Consider the following 19551-nt stretch of genomic DNA (forward strand, 5'->3'; position numbering starts at 1 on the left):
TATAGTGTATTCTGTTTAGTCCGGTGTATAGTTGTTATTTAGCTTGACGTTCCTCCGTCTTTGGTCCTTTCTTCACGGCATTCCACATGATTGTCAGCTCCGCCACGAGCATAGCCGTAAAGAGCGCAATGAATATGAAAAACGTGACCTTCACCGAGTCAGCGGCAAGGTTGGAGATGGCGGCGTTGACCGGGAGTACATCCTGTATCGTCCAAGGCTGACGGCCGACTTCGGCGACAATCCAGCCACACTGTGAGCAAATGTACACCAGTGGCATGCTGAGAATCATCACCCAGCTAAACCAACGTTGCTCCGAAAGCTTGGTACTGCCCTTGCGGAGTGCAAATAAAGCATAGGCAAAGACGAGCAAAAAGACGATAGAGAGCCCGACCATGATCCTAAAGCTAAAGTAAAGCATTGATATGCTGGGAATCAGATCCTCCACACGATCAATGTAGCCGTAGCCAAAGTGTGCAAAGTTTTCGTCCAAAACCTTACGCGCCTCCTCGGCCTGCGCTTCATCACCGGACTTACGTGCCTCACGATAGTCTGCCAGCGCATTGATCGCCAGCTTGCCACGCTCTATCCGCTCCTGAGCCGATGGTGCGACCTCGCCATTAGGCATGGTGTACCCTCCATTTATGAGGTTATTGATACCAGGGACATAGCTATTGGCATCATTGAAAGACAATATCGACAGCACGCCCGGCAACGAGACGTTGAATACCCAGTCCTCCTTTTGGGTATCACCCAGATCACCGGCAGACTTATTGGGGATACCAAACAAGCTGAGCGAGGCCCCTTCACGGCCCTCCCAATGGTTCTCCATAGCGGCCAGCTTCATCGGCTGATAGAGCGCCACTTGGTTGGCACTCAAGTGACCCGTGAGTATGGTCACGACAATACCCACAAGGCCGAGTTGTGCGGCTATCTTGATACTCTCGAGGCTAAAACGCTGACGCTTCTTAGTCAGCAGATAGTAGGCACAGATCCCCATCACCATGATGGACCCCAATACCCAGCTCGATATCACCGAGTGAAACCACTTGACCACAGCCACGGGCGAAAAAGCCACAGCCAAAAAGTCCACCATCTCGTTGCGGACAGAGTCGGGGTTGAAGTGCATACCGGCAGGATATTGCATCCAGGCATTGGCCACCAAGATCCACCACGCAGAGATAGTGGCACCTAGGATAGTAAGCCAAGTCGAAGCCAAGTGAAACTTTTTGGACACCTTGTCCCACCCAAAAAACATCACCGCAAAGAATGTCGCCTCCATGAAAAAGGCCAAAATACCCTCGATAGCCAGCGGGGCACCAAAGATATCTCCGACAAAATACGAGTAGTTGGACCAATTGGTCCCAAACTGAAACTCCAAGATAAGCCCGGTAGCAATACCAGCCGCAAAGTTGATCCCAAAGATCTTTTGCCAAAACTTAGCCGTATCCTTCCAGAAGTCATCCCCCGTCCGGTAGTACTTTGTCTCAACAATCGCCATGATCAGACCCACGCCCAGAGTGAACGGGACAAAGAGCCAGTGATACATCGCTGTCATTGCAAACTGCAATCGTGACCAGCCAATTAGTGTGCTCAAAAACATAGCTTTTAGTTTGATGTATTGTTTGATTAGTAGTTAGTTATGATCAGTTACTCTCTGTACAAATTGCTCAGCCACAAAATCCCCCTTACTCTCATCAGGTGCAGTATGGCTATTCAGATAATTGGGAAAAAAGAATGCGCGCAAGATAGCAAACATCACAAAGAGCTTGATGAAGATCAGCACCCAGAGCGCACGAGCAGAGGAGCTAAGATTCCGAAAACCATCACGATACATATACCATGCTCTGGCCAAGAAACCCGCTTGTTTGTCGTTGATAGTGGCAGTGGTTATTTCATCTTTTTTCATATTGATGTACATCATAGCTGTAAGTACGATGCTAAATTAGAAAAGATCCAAATACCCACCAAATTTTAGGACCACGAATTCACAACACTTATATATTTTGCTCAATTTTTGACGATTCCCTCGCCCTCAGACAGACAACTTGTACAAGAGTCAGCCCCCCTCAATCGGCCATCATGCACCCAAAACCAATCAGACCAAAACCAACCACCCATCATTGCAAAAAAAAATCAGCCCAACCATATCCTATCAATTTTTACCCCCAACTAAGCTTTTGCTTCTATCCGTGAAACCTTTTGCTTCTATCCGTGAAAAGTTTCGCTTCTATCCGTGAAACTCAACATGCCCCACAACCAACAGACCTTCTGCCGCTTACGAAACAAAAAAAAACAGTCCCAAAACGGGGTCAAAACTACAGAAGCTGTCAGGATTATTCAAAGCCCCTCAAAAAAGGAGTGTCAATATCTGAGTCGCAGAGTACGAGAGAATAACAAACTTTATCTGAACGACTTAGACAGATATCGAAAAATAAAACTCAAATATTCTTTGCAGTTTCGATATTCTTGCGTACCTTTGCAGAGCAAAACAGAAAAGGAATGACTTCGTAGCTCAGTTGGTAGAGCAACTGACTCTTAATCAGTGGGTCGAGGGTTCGAGCCCCTCCGAGGTCACCAAAGGTCGCTCGGCGTGCGCCGTGCGACCTTTTTTTGTTCCCACCCACCAATCATCCTCAGCAAAAACCACCGATCATGGAACAAGCCCAACTCATTAACATCATCATCCCCGTTTTCTTCATCGCTCTATTCGTTTCGGTATACAGGCGCAAAACCTTGGAGAAAAAGATGAGGGGCGACCTTGACGCAAGCATCCAAGCCAACGACTGGCACACGGTTTGTCGTATATTGCGAAACCAACTGATCCTATGGGGCGCGCTGCTCCTACTGGCAGTCACCCTTCTCGTTTTCCGGGTTATGGATCACAGACAGATCTATACCACCGCTATCATTTGCGGAGTATTTGCCTGGCGGGTCTTCACCTTGGCAAAGAACTACAGGGTGGCCTGCCATAATCTGAAGCTTCACGAGGAAGACACTGAACCGTTGGTTACCGACGAGGAGTTCATGTCTCGCATAGAGGCGCTGCTTAGCGGGTGCACCATCCACCGCATCGCCGATGATGCCTCAGCCGACGAAGTCGAGCAACTCTGGCTGGATTCGCTGGAGCGCGGCAGGCGCGAAGGGTTTTGTCCCGTACTGGTAGAGGCTATGCCCGGTGAGTTCTTTGATCGCCTTGATGAGTGGTCGGAGTGGATGGACAACGATGAATTTCGGAGCTGGCAAGCCGAGTGCCTCCGGTCTTCTCCCGATAGTGGCAAGGAAATCCTCCGGAGACGACTGGACGAGCTGAGAGAGGAGATCAGCCGAGATGGCTCCTGGGAGTCCGACGTTGTGGGAGACCTCTATGACTTTGAGGCAAATCACCACTTCACCTACGATGACTCTGGAGTGCTCTTGCTGGTCGAAGTCCCGGTAAAAGAGCCGTGGCAGGTTTTTGCCTACCTCCCGATGGGCGGATGGAATGAATGCCCGACAGCGGAAGAGCATATGGCGGTAGCCAAGTACTGGTACGAGCAGTACGGAGCTGTTGTCGCGAAAATATCAAACGACACCATAGAGTACTACGTACCCGATCCGGTCACCGAAGACGACTTCACTCTCGCCGAGGAGCAGGCGAGCTATTGCTCCGACATTGTTTTCCAGGGCGTGGGGAGCCTCACCACTTTAGCCGCAGCCCTGAGAGAGTCTACCGTCTGGTACTTTTGGTGGGATTGATTGATGTGGCTCCGCATTGACTATAATCTTTTAGTGGCGTAGTCAGTCTATTTGGAAATAAAGTGGTACCTTTGCGAAGCGTTTCACCTCCTGAGGTCGTGTACCGCTACGGAGAGACCGTGGGACGCAAGCTTTTTTATTTATCAAACTACTAATAGAGAGACAATAACATGGCAACAGTTATCAGACTCCAGAGACACGGTCGCAGACACTATCCATTCTACAAGATTGTGGTGACCGATCGTCGTGCACCACGTGATGGTCGCTTCATCGAAAAGCTAGGAACCTACAACCCCAACACCCACCCCGCTACTGTGGAGCTCAACTTTGAGCGCGCACTGCATTGGGTCAACGTGGGTGCACAGCCCAGCGATACAGCACGTAGCATCCTCAGCAAGGAGGGTGTGATGCTCATGAAACACCTGCAAGGTGGTGTCCGAAAAGGAGCTTTCACAGAGGAAGTGGCCAAGGAGCGTTTTGAGGCATGGCTGAAGGACAAAAACGCTGCCACAGAAGCAATCCACTCCAAGGACGAAGCTAAGAAGCGTGACGAAGCTAAAAAAGCCCTAGAAGCAGAGCGCGAGACCAACAAAAAACGTGCCGAAGAACTTGCTGCAAAAAAGGCTGAAGAAGAAGCCGCAAAGAAAGCAGCAGAGGAAGAAGCCCGTCAAGCAGCTGAGGCCGAACAGGCAGAGGCAACCGAAGGCAACGCTCAAGCTGAGGAAACTCCGGCTGAGTAATAGTCACAGCATCGTCTACAGAGGCGACTCCACAGACGATAATCTAGACAAGAGAGGGTGTGCCGAGACAACAACTGTTTCGGTACACCCTCATCTTATTTCGGACAATGTCCAATACAACTGCCCTTCCCGGCAGATCAAGCTCTAGAGACATTCCACTGATTTCAGTGATCCATTTTCTAAAGAAATAATTATGTATTCTCCTGGATCTTGATTAACTTTGTGGGTAAGAAAATGACTATTTTCAACCTCAATAAAAATAAGAACCTATGAACTTTCTAACAGACGAAAAGCTAGTGATCATTGGGGCCGGAGGAATGATTGGCTCCAATATGGCTCAGACAGCATGCATGATGCGCCTAACACCCAACCTCTGCCTATACGATGTTTACCTACCAGGAATGGAGGGTGTGGTCGAGGAGTTGAGACACTGTGGCTTTGAGGGCATGAACATCACCTTCACCGACAAGCCCGAGGAGGCTTTCAAGGATGCCAAGTACATTGTATCCTCCGGTGGCGCACCTCGTAAAGAGGGGATGACCCGCGAGGATCTACTCGCCGGCAATGCCAAGATTGCTGCTGAGCTGGGTGACAACATCAAGAAGTACTGCCCGGATGTAAAGCACGTGACCATTATTTTCAACCCTGCTGACATCACCGGTCTCGTGACCCTGATCCACTCTGGCATCGAACCTTCTCGCGTAACAACACTTGCAGCACTGGATAGCATTCGTCTGCAAAGTGAGCTGGCCAAGCACTTTGGTCTCAAACAAAGCGAAGTGACCAACACCCGTACCTATGGTGGCCACGGTGAACAAATGGCTGTATTTGCTTCCACTGCCAAGGTAGATGGCAAACCTCTCACAGACCTCATCGGAACGGACAAACTTACGGATGAGGAGTGGGCTGAAATCCGCCAAAAAGTGGTCAAGGGTGGTGCCAACATCATCAAGCTACGTGGTCGCTCCTCATTCCAAAGCCCGGCATACTGCTCTATCGAAATGATCCGTGCGGCTATGGGTGGAGAGGCATTCCGTTGGCCGGCAGGTTGCTTCGTGAAGAACGATCGCTACCAAAACATCATGATGGCTATGGAGACCACCATTGACAAAAACGGTGTACACTATGGAGAAGTAAAGGGTACCGCAAAAGAGATTGCAGAGCTTGACGCATCGTATGAGCACCTCAAAGATCTCCGTGATCAAGTGATCAAGATGGGGCTCATCCCTGAAGTGAAAGATTGGGGCACACTCAACCCTCACCTCAAATAAGCGCTTACACCCTTTTTCAACCAAACCAATGATAGCCGAGGCACACCCTGAAATGCGGTGCGCTTCGGCTATCTTTATTTAGGATACAATGAGTGTAGAGACAGGACCGGTAGGGCTACTCGAGTCGCTTGACATCAAGTACCACACCCACACAATAGCCCTGAGCAGGTATCAGTCGGAGTTTCAGGACGTCACACGCTTTCTCGACTGCTGCAAAGCGTGCCACAACTACGGTCAGCAGTGGGTCTGTCCTCCTCTTGGGTTTGATCCCATCCGTCACCTCCTACCCTACTCTATGGTGCATCTGTACGGATTCCAAGTGATGATGCCCACCATCCTTAGGGAGAAACGATATTCTGCGGCAGAAAAGTATGACCTAGCGTACCAATTGGCTCGGATCATTCGGAAGCGGGTTGACCCCCTCCTACTGACAAAAGAAAAAGAACACCCCGGCTCAGAAGCTTTCTTCCCGGGAAAGTGCCACTTATGCCCTGATGGGCAATGCACACGCCTAGCCACACCGCCACGCCCCTGCAGACACAAGGCATACGCACGCCACTCACTGGAGCAGTTGGGTTTTGACCTTTCGCGATCAGCCTCAGAGCTACTAGGGGTCCCCATGCTATGGGGTACGGCCGACACTGTGCCCGCCTACTACCTCTACATAGGAGCTTTGCTCACTCCCTAGCAAGGGCTCGACGTACTGTCTCCACCACTCTAGACGGGAGAGCTTCGGACGATTGTCCAGGCTCAAGCGTGGGGAGAGCGATACAGTTTTCTCTAGGCACACGATAGGGCCTACAAGCAAGAGTAGGCTGTGGCTCCAGATATAGGGCCACTACCGGCACCCCGACCATGGCCGCTAGTTGCAAAGAGAGGCAGTCTGTACCAATCAGACATCCTAGGGTAGCCACGTGGTGTATCTCCTCATCACTTCCGACCGCACTGCACACCACGATACGGCTCCGCTCATCAGACGTCAAGCCCTCCTCCGGCAGTTTGCTATCTGCACAAGCATAAAAGACAACCCTAAACTCCGGCAACGCAACAAGCAAAGCCCGTAGGATTCTTATTTGCATATCCGATGGACAGAGTCGGCCTTTTGGATCCCTACCCATCGCCATGCCCACACACTTAGTCGGCTGAGGTCGTAGAAGGATCGCACCGGCACCGACATCCATCCCCACACGACGCATCGTCTGAGCGAAAAATAAGTGTATTCCGGGAGTAGAGCCATCGGAGGAGACTCGTGACTGCTTCTCGATTCTACGCCTTACGCTTGCCAAGCCACGAGCCTTTGTCACACGATACCCGAGGAGCCACAGCACTCCTCGGATAGTCCAGGAGGCTTTTCCGGGAAAAAGATCCAGCACAACGCCCTTGGGGGCAATCCGCTTCAGTTCGCGCACCACCGGCCAAACGCCCTGCCCCGGCCGATCATACGAAAGCACCTGTAGATTGGCGGGAGGGTCGACAAAAAGATAGGCCAAGCTGTGCGAGGTCACGGCCACAAAAGTACACCCCGACTGACGCTGAGCGGCATCATAGATAAGGGGCATAACCATCGCCAGATCATATGGAGATACCGATAGGCAGAGGAGGATAAAGCTACGGGGTGTCGTCATAGCCTAAAAATAGTGGCCCGCCAAAACCAGCCTCACGGCATTACGGATACTCTCCAGCCCAAAGTCCTCAGGTCTCAATTGCTTTATCGGCAATGCCACAAGCTCCGCCACATCATCCTGTCCCTCACCCACATAAGGCATGACCGTCTCCAGTTCAAGGTGAAAAAATAGGTCCAATGTATGGACTTCAAAACCCGAGTACGGATAGATATTTGGCAGGCTAAAAAGGTACTTGAGAGGTGAAGTAATCCCCTCATTCATTCCCCTAGAGTAGTGAATACCGGTCTCCTCGAGTAGCTCGCGAGCCATTCCCTCCTCAGCCGACTCGCTGAGATCCACAAAGCCCCCCGGCAAGTCATATGTACCTAGCGCCGGTTCCTTGCCACGGACAGAGATCAAGATATTGTGCATCTTGTCGGTCACCAAGCATGCGACAGCGGCAGAGGGATTGAAGTAGTAGGTAAAGTCACAGGCATCACAGCGACGAGCCTTGTCGTTGATGATCCGAAAGTCCGTTCCGCCACACTTCGGACAATACTTAAACTGTGCCAAGGGATGTGTCACCACCGAGGATTGTTTGGATGATGTAGACATGGTACTTATTTATTGGTTATAAAAAAGAGGACTTTCATACGATTAGTTTAGGATCATCAAGACCAGGTCGATGAGGATTGCATCCGGATCACCCTCATCCGAGTACATACCCTTGCTCCTAGCATCGATCTTGCGTAGGTAGGTAATGATTGCAGACACCTTGCCAGGGCGGTAGTTTTGGAGTCCCAGCATGTAGTCGTTCACTTGATACTCCTTGTCCAGTCCAATATACTTCATGACCTCTTGCCGGTTTTTGCTCCTGGCATAAAAGGCTATGAGCAGATTGGAGAAGTAGGAAAAAAGGATCGGAACAATCACCTGTACCGGGACCCGCTTGGCATCTTCTGCGAGCGACCGTGCTATGGCCATAGCTCTGCCTGCATCCTTGGTCGCAAGGGCGCGCCTAAGGTCAAAAGGAGAATACTCCCTATTCAGCCCGGTATATTTCAGGACCATATCGGTCGTCACCTGTTGTCGCTCCGTAGGTCCCAGTGCCATAGCCAGCTTATCCAGCTCACTACTGAGACGCCCGATATCCGTTCCGATATGCTCACGGATGGCACGGACAGCGTCCATGGAGAGCGAGAGCCCGCACTCCTGTGCCAGTGGCAGTATGTAGTTATCCAAGTTGTATTCACGGACAGCTGGAGAGCTCACCACCAGCCCCACCTTTTCGATCTCCTTGAGCACCTTGGCGCGTCGGCTCGGAGAACGCCCCTTGAAACAAAGAACCAAGACACTAAAAGGAACCGGATGATCGACCAACTGGACCAAAGCATCTAGTGGCTGCTTCCCGGCACCGTCTCCGGTACCGCGCATGAGGTTCTGCGCCTCACGCACCACCGTGATCGTCCGCTCAGCCCCAAGCGGAATGCGACGACACGATGCCACAATCTCCTCCGGTGAAGTATCCATCCCGTACAACAGCCGGTAGTTGAAGTCCCGCTCGCTCTCTTCCGGCATATAGGTGCGCAAAATCTTCTGCTCTATCCGATCCGTAAAGTACTCTTCCTCCCCCATCAACACATAGATGGGATAGGGCTTTTGAGTAGGTGCTATGGCTCTCAGCACCTCCTGTGGCTTGTCTGTATAGGGCATTGTGGCTCGGATAAAATTTCGACTTTGTCCTAACAAAGATAAGTATTTTTTGGACCACGATGTCCGACCTTTTTCCCCTATCCAGGCACGTCCTCCTACCCTATTGAGTGTCACGAGATTACCTCACCCTGTTTTTTTCACGGATAGAAGCAAATGGTTTCACGGATAGAAGAGAAACTTTTCACGGATAGAAGCAAAAGGGTTCACGGATAGAGAAAAGTGAGTGCGATCACAACCGTGAATTTTGGCACGACATGACCGTCCACCTGAAGAGCCATCTACCAAGGAACAAAACAGGAAGGGAAAAACCACTCCCGATCAGAGATTATCAAAGCTCCCAAAGTCAATCCCGCCGGACAAACACCGCACAGATCTTTGGGGAATGTGCAAGAAAATAGTTACTTTTGCTCAAACAAACACAAAGTGTGAAATCTTTTTTTTAGATACTAGCCAACTCAACAACTAAAAGCATAAACAGCCATGATGGACCAAACATTCAACGAGATATACCAAGTCAGCTTTCGGGACAACTGGTCACTGCCGGCCATGACCAACTACAGCTCCGGGTGCACCTACAGCTATGCAGAGTTTGCCAAAGGCATAGCCAAAGTACATCTATTGCTCGACCGACTGGGGATCCAAAAAGGTGATCATGTATCCATCATAGGCAAGGATTCGGCAGAGTGGTGCATAGTCTGGATGGGAGTGGTCACCTATGGGGCAGTCATTGTCCCCATCTTGCCGGACTTTCACCAAGAGGACATCCGCAACATCATCAAGCACAGTGACTCCGTAGCCGTCTTTGTGGACAAGGGGCATGCCAATCAGCTGTGCAAAGAAGAGATGCCCAAGGTCCTCTGCGCCATCGACTACAACACACTAAAGCCCTACACCGACCTCACCTCTCTAGAGAGTGCCAAGCTACTTGATGCAGAGCAACTCTTCTCGGAGCACTACCCCATGGGGTTTCGGAAAGAGGACATAGTCTACCCGACTATGGACAACAACGACACCATCCTAATCAACTACACCTCTGGAACCACCGGCTACAGCAAGGGCGTAATCTTGACCTCCAACAACATTGTGGCCAACCTCCACTTTGCTCAGCAAGAGAAGATCCTAGGCCGAGGCGAACCCATCCTTTGTTTTCTACCCAATGCGCACGCCTATAGCTGTACCTTCAACTTTTTGCTGCCACTGGCCGACGGGGCCCACTCGTATATCCTGGGACTGACCCCCACTCCCAAGATCCTACTGAAAGCCTTTAGGGATGTCCGCCCAAGGCTTCTCCTATCGGTACCGCTGGTGATCGAAAAAATATACCGGAATATCCTCCGGCCAAAGCTCAACAAGCTCATGACCAAAGTCGCCCTAAGCATACCCGGACTCAACCAACTGATCTACAAAAAGATCAAAGATGGCTTGATCGAAGCGATGGGGGGTAATCTGTCACAATTCATCATCGGAGGGGCTCCACTAAATGATGAAGTCGGGAAGTTTTTGACCAAAATACGCTTTCCCTACACCGTGGGATACGGCATGACCGAGTGTGGCCCCCTCATCACCTACGAACGCCCCAGCAGATACACCCCAACCTCCTGTGGCAAGCCCCTGGAAGGCATCTGCGAAGTACGCATCGCCTCACCCCAAGAAATAGATGGTCAGATGGTCGGAGAGGTGCAAGTGCGAGGTGAAAATGTCTGCAAAGGCTACTACAAACGCCCCGAGGAGTCCCAGCAACTATTTAGTGCTGACGGATGGTTGCGCACAGGAGACCTCGGAGCCATGGACAAAAAACACAACCTCTACCTAAAGGGAAGAATCAAGACCATGCTCCTAGGGGCAAACGGCCAAAACATCTACCCTGAAGAGATCGAAGAGCGTCTCAATATGCTACCCGGTATCTCCGAGTCGATCGTGGTCCAACGACATGGGAATCGCCTTGTCGGTGTCGTAAGACTGGATGAGGAGTTTTTCAAGACACAGGGACTGACGACAAAAGAGTCAATCGACGAACACCTGAGAGGCATACGCTCAACACTGAACGAAATGCTACCGGCCTACGAACGCATACAAGAGATAGAGGTGCGCGAAGAGGAGTTTGAGAAAACACCAAAACAGAGCATCAAACGCTTCCTAGTAAAATAACCCTATCCACTACACTCCGAATCCGATGAAAAAGTCACTCTACAAGCTGTACATCCTTTTCGTAACCCCTCTGTTTTTGGTTGCGACAGTCCTCTGCGCAGTGACGGCTGCAGCCTCCTCTCTCCTTGGAGCAGAAAGGTTTGGATCACTGTACCCCGGTATGATTTGGAGTCGCATCACCCTGGCACTGCTCCAATGCCCCATAGAGGTAAACGGCCGAGAAAACATCAAGCAAGGGAAGTGCTACGTAGTCACCCCAAACCACACCAGTGCTTTGGACATCTTTTTGCTCTACGGCTACTTTGGTCAGTCCTTCAAGTGGGTCCTGAAAGGAGCTATCCGAAACATCCCAATCGTAGGCTGGGCTTGCGAAAAGTGTGGCTTTGTCTTTGTAGACCACAAAAGCCCCATGGGGGCACGAGAAGTAGTTCTTGCCTCAGAGCGTGCCATCCAAGACGGCTACAGCATCATCATATTCCCCGAAGGCTCTCGCACAATGGACGGATCCATGAGGAAACTAAAGCGTGGGGCCTTTAGGATTGCGATCGACACAAAGACCCCGGTACTGCCCGTAACCATCAAAGGAGGGTACGAAGCCCTTAGTCGCGATGCCATCTGGCCTACCCCGCACCCTCTCACCCTCACCTTTTACCCGGAAGTAAATGTGGCAGACTACCCCCAAACTCCTGAGGGAGTCGATCAGCTATCCTCAGACATCAACCAAATCCTACGCACAGGACTCGAAGCATAGCCGGGTCCATACAATCTCCGACTCCCAAAACAGGGAGTAAAACTTGGGGGTAAGAGTGGTTTTTACTACCTTTGTGAGGTACTAGCGTACACAGAGTACAGTATCACTACAAGCATAAACGTATCATACAATGGCACTATCAGAAGAACTACTCCAAAACATCCGCAAGCGTGCCGAAGCATGGCTGACGGACGACTACGACAAGGATACCCAACAAGAAGTCAGGGAAATGCTCGACTCTGCAGATCCGGCACCTTTGGTGGATGCTTTTTACAAAGACTTGGAGTTTGGGACCGGTGGCATGCGCGGTATCATGGGACCCGGGACCAACCGCATGAATAAATACAACGTAGCCACAGCCACACAAGGACTTGCCAACTACATCAAAAAAGAATTTGGAGCAGGGACCGAACTGAAAGTTGCCATTGGCTATGACTGTCGGCACAACAGCAAAGACTTTGCTCGCATAGCGGCAGACGTCTTTGCCGCTAATGGTATCCACGTCTATCTCTACTCCGCTCTACGTCCAACACCTATGGTATCCTATGCCATCAGGACACTCGGATGCCAAAGCGGAGTGATGATCACAGCCTCACACAACCCCAAGGTATACAACGGATACAAAGCCTACTGGAACGATGGAGCACAGATGATCTCACCACACGACAAAAATGTCATCAGTGAGGTCAACAAGATCCGCTCAATGAAAGAGGTGCGGCTAAATGGTCCGAGTGACCTCATCACCCCACTGGATGAGCGAATGGACGAAGACTACATCACCGCCATCCTGGCGACACGGTTGTCCCCCGAGCTCATAAAAAAGCACCACGACTTCCCGATCGTCTATACTCCTATACACGGCACCGGCGGACAGATAATCCCCAAGCTCTTCAGAGAAGCAGGGTTCACCAACCTCTACACTGTGCCTGAGCAAGACGTAGTCAGTGGTGACTTTCCGACCGTTGTATCTCCCAACCCCGAAGAACCGGCTGCACTCGAGTTGGCCATAAAGCGTGCCAAGCAAGTAGGCGCAGAGCTAGTACTGGCAAGTGACCCCGATGCCGACCGTATAGGATCAGCAGTCAAGGACAATGATGGCAACTGGGTGCTCATCAATGGCAACCAGACCTGCCTACTCTATGCCTACTATGCGATCGAGCAGCGCAGAAAAGCACACACACTGTCCGAAAACCAATACCTCGTCAAGACAATAGTCACCACAGATCTGATTCGGACCATTGCCGAAAAGAACCACGTACAGCTATACGACACCTACACAGGCTTCAAGTGGATAGCTGACGTCATTCGGAAAAACGAAGGCAAAAAAGAATACCTCGGTGGTGGAGAAGAGAGCTATGGATACCTCTGGGATTCATTCGTAAGAGACAAAGACTCCGCCTCAGCGTGCCTGATACTCGCCGAAATCTCCGTCTGGGCCAAAGAGCAGGGGCTGACCCTCTATCAGTTGCTGGACAAAATCTACCTCGACTACGGCTACTCGCTTGAAAAAAACATATCGGTAGTCCGCCCCGGACGTACCGGAGCCATGGAGATCGAGGAGATGATGACCAAGTTTAGGTCCGAGCCGCTGAAAGACCTTGCCGGATCACGAGTCGTAGAGATACTGGACTACTCCAACCTAAAAGGGTACCTGACCGACGAGGGTGAGACCTTTACCCTAGAGATGCCCACGACGAGCAACGTCCTACAGTACCGAGCCGAAGATGGCACAAAACTCTCTATCCGCCCATCCGGGACAGAGCCCAAGATCAAGTTTTATCTAGAAGTACACGCCAACCCCACCAACGCCCAGGAGCTTGCCAAAGCCAAGGAAAAATGTGCAGAGCGTGTAGACCGGCTGCGTCAACAAATAGGCATTTGACATTCTGATACAGATCAGGACAGAATATGGAGGTCACTATTGTCCAAGTAGCGACCTCCTTTTTTTTGGAGCAAAAACAAAAGACGAACAATGAAACTGTGCATCGCCGAGAAACCATCAGTGGCACGACAAATAGCCACTGTCATTGGGGCCACGCATATGCGTGAAGGCTACATGGAAGGAGCCGGATACTGTGTCACTTGGACCTACGGACATCTGTGCGAACTGAAAGAGCCCAAAGACTACACCACAGCATGGAGCAAATGGTCGCTGGTCCACCTGCCCATGATTCCCCCAAAGTTTGGGATCAAGCTCAAGAACGACGATGGGATCAGGGCACAGTTCGAAGTCATCCGCAACCTCATGCACCAAGCAGAAGAGGTCATCAATTGCGGTGATGCCGGGCAAGAGGGAGAGCTCATCCAGAGGTGGGTCATGCAGCTCGCCAAGAATCCAGCCCCTGTCAAGCGACTATGGCTCTCATCCATGACCAATGAAGCCATAAAAGAGGCATTTGCAAATCTAGACCCGGCCGAAAAATACGACAACCTGTACTACGCCGGCATGACACGCGCCGTGGGTGACTGGCTCCTTGGCATCAACGCCACGCGCCTCTACACAGTCAAGTTTCACCCCGGGCAGTTCGGCAAGATCCTCTCCATAGGACGGGTACAGACACCGACACTGGCTCTCATCGTAGATCGTCACGAGGAGATCCAAAACTTTCGCCCCCAACCCTACTGGGAGATAAAAACACTGTACCGAGATGCCACCTTTGTCTCCACAAAAGGACGATACACCGACATCGAAGCAGCCACCGCTGTCATCAACCTAATCAAAGATGCGAAGCTAACCGTAACCAAAGTAGAGAAAAAAAAAGGCAAAGAAGGGCCACCTCGACTCTTTGATCTCACCAGTCTGCAGATAGAGGTCAACAAAAAATACGGCTACTCGGCCGACGACACCCTGAAAACCCTACAAAACCTCTACGAACGCAAGCTCGTCACCTATCCACGCGTCGACACCACCTACCTACCGGAGGACGTCTACCCCAAGATCCCGGATATCATGAATAAGCTCTACGCACGAGTGCCGGAGCTCATCGATCCCATAGCCAAGAAAAAGATACGCAAAAGCAAAAAAGTCTTTGACAACTCAAAGATTACCGACCACCACGCCATCATCCCCACCGGAGAGCTCGCCAAAGGCCTATCCGTCTCAGAAGGAGTCATCTACGACCTCATCACCAGCCGATTCATAGCCGCCTTTTACCCGGACATGGAGTACGAGCAAACCACAGTCATGGCAGATATAGCAGGACACTCCTTCAAGACCTCGGGACGGGTCATAACCAGCGAAGGATGGCGATTCGTCTACCGCAACGACAACAAACAGGACGACGACGATGCCGAACCCTCCGGAGACAAGGCACTCCTTCCCCCATTCGTACCCGGAGAGCACGGACCACACAAACCCGAGCTACTGGAGAAACAAACACAACCCCCCAAACCATACACCGAGGGCACCCTCCTCAACGCCATGGAGACAGCTGGCAAACTCGTAGACAACGAGGACCTACGCGAGGCCATGAAACAAAAAGGGATCGGACGCCCCTCCACCCGAGCAAGTATCATCCAGACACTCCTCCAACGAGACTACGTCCGCAAGCAACGCAAAAGTCTAGTACCTACAGAGCTAGGTATCAACCTCATCCACACCATCCAAAACGAACTCCTCAAGAGCGTACAACTCACGGGAGAGTGGGAATACAAGCTACGGCAGATCGAACAAAACAAATACAGCCCCAAAACCTTTCTCGACGAGCTAAAAGAAATGGTACACGAGCTTGTCGAGGAGGTCCTCCGCATCAACCCCGCCAAAGGGGGCTGAAAATCCACCCAACCGCCACCAATTCGGCCCTGTTTTTGGGGGCCAAATTTAGAGTTCTGCAAGCGACAGAAAGCCAAGCAATTGCAGAGGGGCCAAAGTTTCACGGATAGAAGCGATCGGTTTCACGGATAGAAGCAAAACTTTTCACGGATAGAAGCGATCGCTTGGACGGATAGAAGAAAAAAGAGAGGCTCGGACAAGCGGTTTTGTTACGGCCCTTCCATAGGTCAAAAGAGAGCCGTTATTTCCAATCCACCCACCCCGAGAGAAAACGAGCTCCGAAAGTGCAAGGGTAGCGAGAAAATGGTATCTTTGTACGAGGTGAATATCGCCCAAAAAGAATAAACAAATAGGAGACCCGAGTGTGAGGAAATATGATCAATAGACTGCTAATACGTATCAAAGTACTTCAGGTTCTGTACAACTACTACGCTTTTACAGGGCAAATGACCGAGCAACGCGCTCTGCAGATCCTAGAGGATGCTCTAGACGCATCATACAGACTATACATCACACTGTGTGGACTACCGCTGGCTCTGAGCGATGCGGCCAACGATCGGCTGGCCATAGAAGAGGAGAAGTACCGAAAACAAGAAGAGAAGATCACACTCCTCAAGCACATTGCGGATAACCCCATGGTGGCAATCATCCGCGCCGACGAAAGATTCATGCAACTCTATGAGGAACAAGGATTCTCAAGCACACTGCTGAGTGAGTACCACACCGGAGTCCTCTCCCAAGCACTCGAATCAACAAAAGAGCCGGAGAGCTGGACCAACCTCGAAGCAGTAAAACAATGGTGGAGAGAACTCTACAAAGAAGAGTACCAGATGAGTGACGCTTTCAGAGAACGCCTGGAAGAACACAATATCTACCTCAACGATGACATCGGCATTGTCTTTACCTTCGCCACCAAAGCATTCAACGCCATGGAGGAGGATCTAGAGTACACCAAGTGCCTCCGCCCGAAATACAGCAATGAAGACAATCAAAGCTTTGGCCCAGAGTTGTTTTCAAAAGTCATCCACAACAGCACCAAGCTGCGAGAGCTACTAGCCAAGTACCTGAAAGACTGGGATGCGGACCGAATCAGCAGAATCGACTCCATCATCCTCCAAATGGCACTGGCAGAAGCACTCTACTTTCCACAGACTCCCACGACCATCATTATCAACGAGTACCTCAACCAAGCCCATGTGTACAGCTCATCCATCAGTAGCAAGTACATCAATGGGATCTTGCACAACCTATTCAAGGACCTAAAGGCAGACGGCAAGATCTTGGGCGACTGACAGAGCCAACAGTAAATAGAGAACTACTAAACTATAACCATCAACGATAATACAAAATGACCCTACTACAAGCAACAGCTCCCGGAGCAGGCTGGATGAACATCCTCATGATCGTCCTCATGATTGCCATCTTTTACTTCTTCATGATCCGCCCACAATCCAAGCGACAAAAAGAGGTACAAAAGGCCCGCGAGGCGATGAAACCCGGAGACAAAATCATCACTAGCGGTGGTATCTACGGCATCGTACGTGAGATCAATACGACAACCAACCAAGTAACCATAGAGGTATGGGATGGGGTGAAAATGAAGGTTGACTTTGGCAACATTTATGCCATCCCCACAGACAACAAAACAACCCGATAACCCCGGCTGAGACTGAGCCTACGGAGACCCATAGGATCTAAAATTGAGAGGGCTGAGGCACATACTGAAGGAGGGCAAACTCACGGCCTATATCCTGCGTGGCAGACGCTGGATGGGGTTGGCGATGTGCATTCTCCTGTCGACGCTCATGTGGTTTGTGCTGGCACTGTCAAGCCCACAAGGCTACACCAAGGAGGTCGATGTCCGGGTAGAATGGCCTGCCCTGCCGGCCGAGTATGTGGTTACCGATAGTACGGTATTCCCGAGGCACTTGACCGTGGAGCTGCACAGCAGTGGATTTGGGCTATTGAGGTACACATTGAACAGCTTGTTCCGATCGGTTCCGACCTACACCCCTATAGTCAACACCTCCTCGCTCGACACCGATGGAGGGACTTGGGAGCTCACCGACCGCCAGCTCAAGAGCCAGGTACTGACCAACATACTGCCAATGGCCAAAGCCATACTCACCGATACACTCCTCAATGTCAACATCAAGCCCTCAACCCTAAAGATCCCCTACGAACCCCTGAGCAGTGCAGAGGCCGATGTCATCTTCACAAGCCAAGTGGACTTTGGAGAAAAGCCCAACCTCAACTTGGTGGGTGAGGTACAGCTGACCCCCGACAAGGTCATGCTCTATGCCGCCAAAAGCCAAATAGACTCACTCAGTGCCTCACACAACCTCATCGTCCGGACAGACACGGTGGCCGTACGTATCGGAGACCCCGGAAAAATAAGGACTGCCATAGCCCTCATTCCTCCCGCAAATACGCGCGTGCAACCGGACAGTGTGATCGTATCGCTGGCCACAGAGGAGCTGACCAGTCGCACATTTATCGCCACAAACATAGCCGTAAAGGGGCTGAAGCCGGGCTACACCCTACACCTCCTACCGGAGCAAGTGAGGGTCACCTACCTCATAGCCAAAACCTCGGCACGAGATAGTGCGCTACCGGACATCCAACTATACGTGGATGCGGGAGATATAAAGACACAGGACCAAAAACTCCTGTCCGTAAAGGTGAAAAACTTCCCGGAAGAGGTACAGCTCATACAACTTGATCCTGATCGAGTCAGCTATATCCTGCAAGAAGAAAATGGCGAAGAGAGACCATAGCAAACAGGTAATAGGCCTCTGCGGAGCTATAGGATCGGGCAAAAGCCTCGTGCGTAAGTGCATAGAGGTCCTGTGGGAGGTACCCACATACGACTGCGACCACCAAGCCAAGCAACTATACCACGAGCCAACCGTAAGGCGACAAATAACGGCACTTGTAGGGTTTGATCCGATTAGGCCGGATGGAAGTCTGGACAAGTGTAAGCTACGAGAAGCCCTCGCAACCGACAAAGAGGGGATCGAAAAGATCGTGCACACAGCCCTTTTCGCCCACCTGACCGACTGGATAGAGCAACAACCATACGCCACTGTGGTGATAGAGTCTGCCCTACTCTTCACCTCCGGACTCTATCACTTTTGTACTAGGACAATAGCAGTCCTATGCGATGACAACAAGCGTATGGAGAGAGTACTGAGCCGCAATCCGGACCTAAGCGACAAGGACTTTGCACAAATAGATCGTCTCCAGACAGAAGAGCGTACCCTACTCCAAACAAACGCAGACTACCACCTATACAACAACGAAAAAGAATCCATAATCACTCAACTAGAAACTATCTATAACCAGGTAACACGAAACTCATGAAGCTGAAAGAGATCATATCTATATCCGGCAAGCCCGGGCTGTACCGCATCGTGAACTTTGCCAAAATGCCCTACATAGTAGAGGAGCTCACCACAGGACGCAAGGTGCCTATCTTTGGCCGGGAAAAAGTCTCCTCACTGGCAGAGATAGCCCTGTATACAGAAGAAGGCGACCTCCCCTTGGGACAAGTTTTTCAATGCATCCACGAAGCATACGGTGATACCATCCCGGAAGAGAAGGATATCGCCAAAAGCCATGAGACACTCCGAGCATTCATGGACAAGGTTTTGCCCAGCTATGACCAGGAGCGGGTCCATGACAGCGATATCCGAAAGCTCGTCAAGTGGTACATTATCCTTCGGAAGAAAGGTATGGTACTCTTTGTTGAAGAAGAGGAAAACGACAGCAACGAATAACCCCCAAAAAGCCAGGTAACAGCATGTTACTTGGCTTT

Annotated in this window: 18 protein-coding genes and 1 tRNA gene; 14 read left to right on the forward strand and 5 right to left on the reverse strand. The window is 50.9% G+C overall.

Going from position 1 to position 19551, the window contains the following annotated elements; genetic code table 11:
- Positions 1-34: 34 nt before the first annotated feature.
- The gene (locus AC1EK1_RS00625) at positions 35-1600 is read right to left on the reverse strand and encodes a cytochrome ubiquinol oxidase subunit I (RefSeq protein ID WP_480305117.1); all 1566 of its coding nucleotides are present in this window, start codon (positions 1598-1600) and stop codon (positions 35-37) included.
- 33 nt (positions 1601-1633) lie between these two features.
- The gene (locus AC1EK1_RS00630; protein ID WP_480305118.1) at positions 1634-1921 is read right to left on the reverse strand and encodes a DUF4492 domain-containing protein; all 288 of its coding nucleotides are present in this window, start codon (positions 1919-1921) and stop codon (positions 1634-1636) included.
- Between the two features lie 580 nt (positions 1922-2501).
- Between AC1EK1_RS00630 and AC1EK1_RS00635 the strand changes: the two genes are divergently transcribed.
- From AC1EK1_RS00635 to AC1EK1_RS00655, 5 genes are all read left to right on the forward strand, one after another.
- A tRNA-Lys gene (locus tag AC1EK1_RS00635) sits at positions 2502-2577 on the forward strand.
- Between the two features lie 75 nt (positions 2578-2652).
- Entirely contained in the window at positions 2653-3735 is a 1083-nt protein-coding gene (locus AC1EK1_RS00640) for a DUF4253 domain-containing protein (protein WP_480305119.1), read from the forward strand.
- 170 nt (positions 3736-3905) lie between these two features.
- A complete protein-coding gene (locus AC1EK1_RS00645; RefSeq protein ID WP_480305120.1) occupies positions 3906-4475 on the forward strand; it encodes a 30S ribosomal protein S16 in 570 nt (189 codons plus the stop codon).
- A gap of 269 nt (positions 4476-4744) precedes the next feature.
- Positions 4745-5746 (forward strand): malate dehydrogenase, encoded by a 1002-nt coding sequence (locus AC1EK1_RS00650; protein ID WP_480305122.1) that lies wholly within the window; start codon positions 4745-4747, stop codon positions 5744-5746.
- Positions 5747-5834: 88 nt separating this feature from the next.
- Entirely contained in the window at positions 5835-6434 is a 600-nt protein-coding gene (locus tag AC1EK1_RS00655; protein WP_480305123.1) for a DUF2284 domain-containing protein, read from the forward strand.
- Here the strand turns inward: AC1EK1_RS00655 and AC1EK1_RS00660 are convergent.
- Genes AC1EK1_RS00660 through holA form a run of 3 tightly spaced genes read right to left on the reverse strand, consistent with a single transcriptional unit; the run spans position 6424 to position 9063 of the window.
- Positions 6424-7371, reverse strand: coding sequence for a hypothetical protein (locus AC1EK1_RS00660; protein WP_480305125.1), 948 nt, complete (start codon positions 7369-7371; stop codon positions 6424-6426). The genes AC1EK1_RS00655 and AC1EK1_RS00660 overlap by 11 nt on opposite strands.
- 3 nt (positions 7372-7374) lie before the next feature.
- A complete protein-coding gene (locus tag AC1EK1_RS00665; RefSeq protein WP_480305127.1) occupies positions 7375-7965 on the reverse strand; it encodes an NUDIX hydrolase in 591 nt (196 codons plus the stop codon).
- Positions 7966-8007: 42 nt separating this feature from the next.
- Entirely contained in the window at positions 8008-9063 is a 1056-nt protein-coding gene (gene holA / locus AC1EK1_RS00670) for a DNA polymerase III subunit delta (protein WP_480305128.1), read from the reverse strand.
- Positions 9064-9543: 480 nt separating this feature from the next.
- Here holA and AC1EK1_RS00675 point away from each other — a divergent pair, with 480 nt between their 5' ends.
- From AC1EK1_RS00675 to AC1EK1_RS00715, 9 genes are all read left to right on the forward strand, one after another.
- A complete protein-coding gene (locus AC1EK1_RS00675; RefSeq protein ID WP_480305129.1) occupies positions 9544-11211 on the forward strand; it encodes an AMP-binding protein in 1668 nt (555 codons plus the stop codon).
- A 25-nt stretch (positions 11212-11236) separates the two neighbouring features.
- Entirely contained in the window at positions 11237-11962 is a 726-nt protein-coding gene (locus tag AC1EK1_RS00680; protein ID WP_480305130.1) for a lysophospholipid acyltransferase family protein, read from the forward strand.
- A 130-nt stretch (positions 11963-12092) separates the two neighbouring features.
- Positions 12093-13844 carry a phospho-sugar mutase gene (locus AC1EK1_RS00685; RefSeq protein ID WP_480305131.1) on the forward strand — a complete coding sequence of 584 codons (1752 nt, stop codon included), beginning with the start codon at positions 12093-12095 and terminating at the stop codon, positions 13842-13844.
- Positions 13845-13934: 90 nt separating this feature from the next.
- Positions 13935-15734 (forward strand): DNA topoisomerase 3, encoded by a 1800-nt coding sequence (locus tag AC1EK1_RS00690; RefSeq protein ID WP_480305132.1) that lies wholly within the window; start codon positions 13935-13937, stop codon positions 15732-15734.
- Positions 15735-16108: 374 nt separating this feature from the next.
- Positions 16109-17026 (forward strand): transcription antitermination factor NusB, encoded by a 918-nt coding sequence (locus AC1EK1_RS00695; RefSeq protein ID WP_480305133.1) that lies wholly within the window; start codon positions 16109-16111, stop codon positions 17024-17026.
- Between the two features lie 56 nt (positions 17027-17082).
- Positions 17083-17391: a preprotein translocase subunit YajC gene (gene yajC / locus AC1EK1_RS00700; protein ID WP_480305134.1), complete on the forward strand. Its 309-nt coding sequence runs from the start codon at positions 17083-17085 to the stop codon at positions 17389-17391.
- Positions 17392-17434: 43 nt separating this feature from the next.
- Positions 17435-18511 (forward strand): YbbR-like domain-containing protein, encoded by a 1077-nt coding sequence (locus AC1EK1_RS00705; protein WP_480305135.1) that lies wholly within the window; start codon positions 17435-17437, stop codon positions 18509-18511.
- Positions 18492-19097 carry a dephospho-CoA kinase gene (gene coaE / locus AC1EK1_RS00710; RefSeq protein ID WP_480305136.1) on the forward strand — a complete coding sequence of 202 codons (606 nt, stop codon included), beginning with the start codon at positions 18492-18494 and terminating at the stop codon, positions 19095-19097. The genes AC1EK1_RS00705 and coaE overlap by 20 nt, the downstream gene beginning before the upstream one ends.
- Positions 19094-19513, forward strand: a complete 420-nt coding sequence (locus AC1EK1_RS00715; RefSeq protein WP_480305137.1) for a DUF5606 family protein — start codon at positions 19094-19096, stop codon at positions 19511-19513. The genes coaE and AC1EK1_RS00715 overlap by 4 nt, the downstream gene beginning before the upstream one ends.
- The last annotated feature ends 38 nt before the right edge of the window (positions 19514-19551 follow it).

The sequence above is a fragment of the Porphyromonas sp. C0026D3 genome, assembly GCF_056590775.1.

Excerpts from the sequence above, each read along its gene's own strand:
- AC1EK1_RS00640 (WP_480305119.1), top strand. The coding sequence starts at position 2,653 with ATGGAACAAGCCCAACTCATTAACATCATCATCCCCGTTTTCTTCATC.
- AC1EK1_RS00680 (WP_480305130.1), top strand. The coding sequence starts at position 11,237 with ATGAAAAAGTCACTCTACAAGCTGTACATCCTTTTCGTAACCCCTCTG.
- AC1EK1_RS00645 (WP_480305120.1), top strand. The coding sequence starts at position 3,906 with ATGGCAACAGTTATCAGACTCCAGAGACACGGTCGCAGACACTATCCA.
- yajC (WP_480305134.1), top strand. The coding sequence starts at position 17,083 with ATGACCCTACTACAAGCAACAGCTCCCGGAGCAGGCTGGATGAACATC.
- AC1EK1_RS00650 (WP_480305122.1), top strand. The coding sequence starts at position 4,745 with ATGAACTTTCTAACAGACGAAAAGCTAGTGATCATTGGGGCCGGAGGA.
- AC1EK1_RS00660 (WP_480305125.1), bottom strand. The coding sequence starts at position 7,371 with ATGACGACACCCCGTAGCTTTATCCTCCTCTGCCTATCGGTATCTCCA.
- AC1EK1_RS00690 (WP_480305132.1), top strand. The coding sequence starts at position 13,935 with ATGAAACTGTGCATCGCCGAGAAACCATCAGTGGCACGACAAATAGCC.
- holA (WP_480305128.1), bottom strand. The coding sequence starts at position 9,063 with ATGCCCTATACAGACAAGCCACAGGAGGTGCTGAGAGCCATAGCACCT.
- AC1EK1_RS00715 (WP_480305137.1), top strand. The coding sequence starts at position 19,094 with ATGAAGCTGAAAGAGATCATATCTATATCCGGCAAGCCCGGGCTGTAC.
- AC1EK1_RS00625 (WP_480305117.1), bottom strand. The coding sequence starts at position 1,600 with ATGTTTTTGAGCACACTAATTGGCTGGTCACGATTGCAGTTTGCAATG.
- coaE (WP_480305136.1), top strand. The coding sequence starts at position 18,492 with ATGGCGAAGAGAGACCATAGCAAACAGGTAATAGGCCTCTGCGGAGCT.
- AC1EK1_RS00665 (WP_480305127.1), bottom strand. The coding sequence starts at position 7,965 with ATGTCTACATCATCCAAACAATCCTCGGTGGTGACACATCCCTTGGCA.
- AC1EK1_RS00655 (WP_480305123.1), top strand. The coding sequence starts at position 5,835 with ATGAGTGTAGAGACAGGACCGGTAGGGCTACTCGAGTCGCTTGACATC.
- AC1EK1_RS00675 (WP_480305129.1), top strand. The coding sequence starts at position 9,544 with ATGATGGACCAAACATTCAACGAGATATACCAAGTCAGCTTTCGGGAC.
- AC1EK1_RS00630 (WP_480305118.1), bottom strand. The coding sequence starts at position 1,921 with ATGATGTACATCAATATGAAAAAAGATGAAATAACCACTGCCACTATC.
- AC1EK1_RS00685 (WP_480305131.1), top strand. The coding sequence starts at position 12,093 with ATGGCACTATCAGAAGAACTACTCCAAAACATCCGCAAGCGTGCCGAA.
- AC1EK1_RS00695 (WP_480305133.1), top strand. The coding sequence starts at position 16,109 with ATGATCAATAGACTGCTAATACGTATCAAAGTACTTCAGGTTCTGTAC.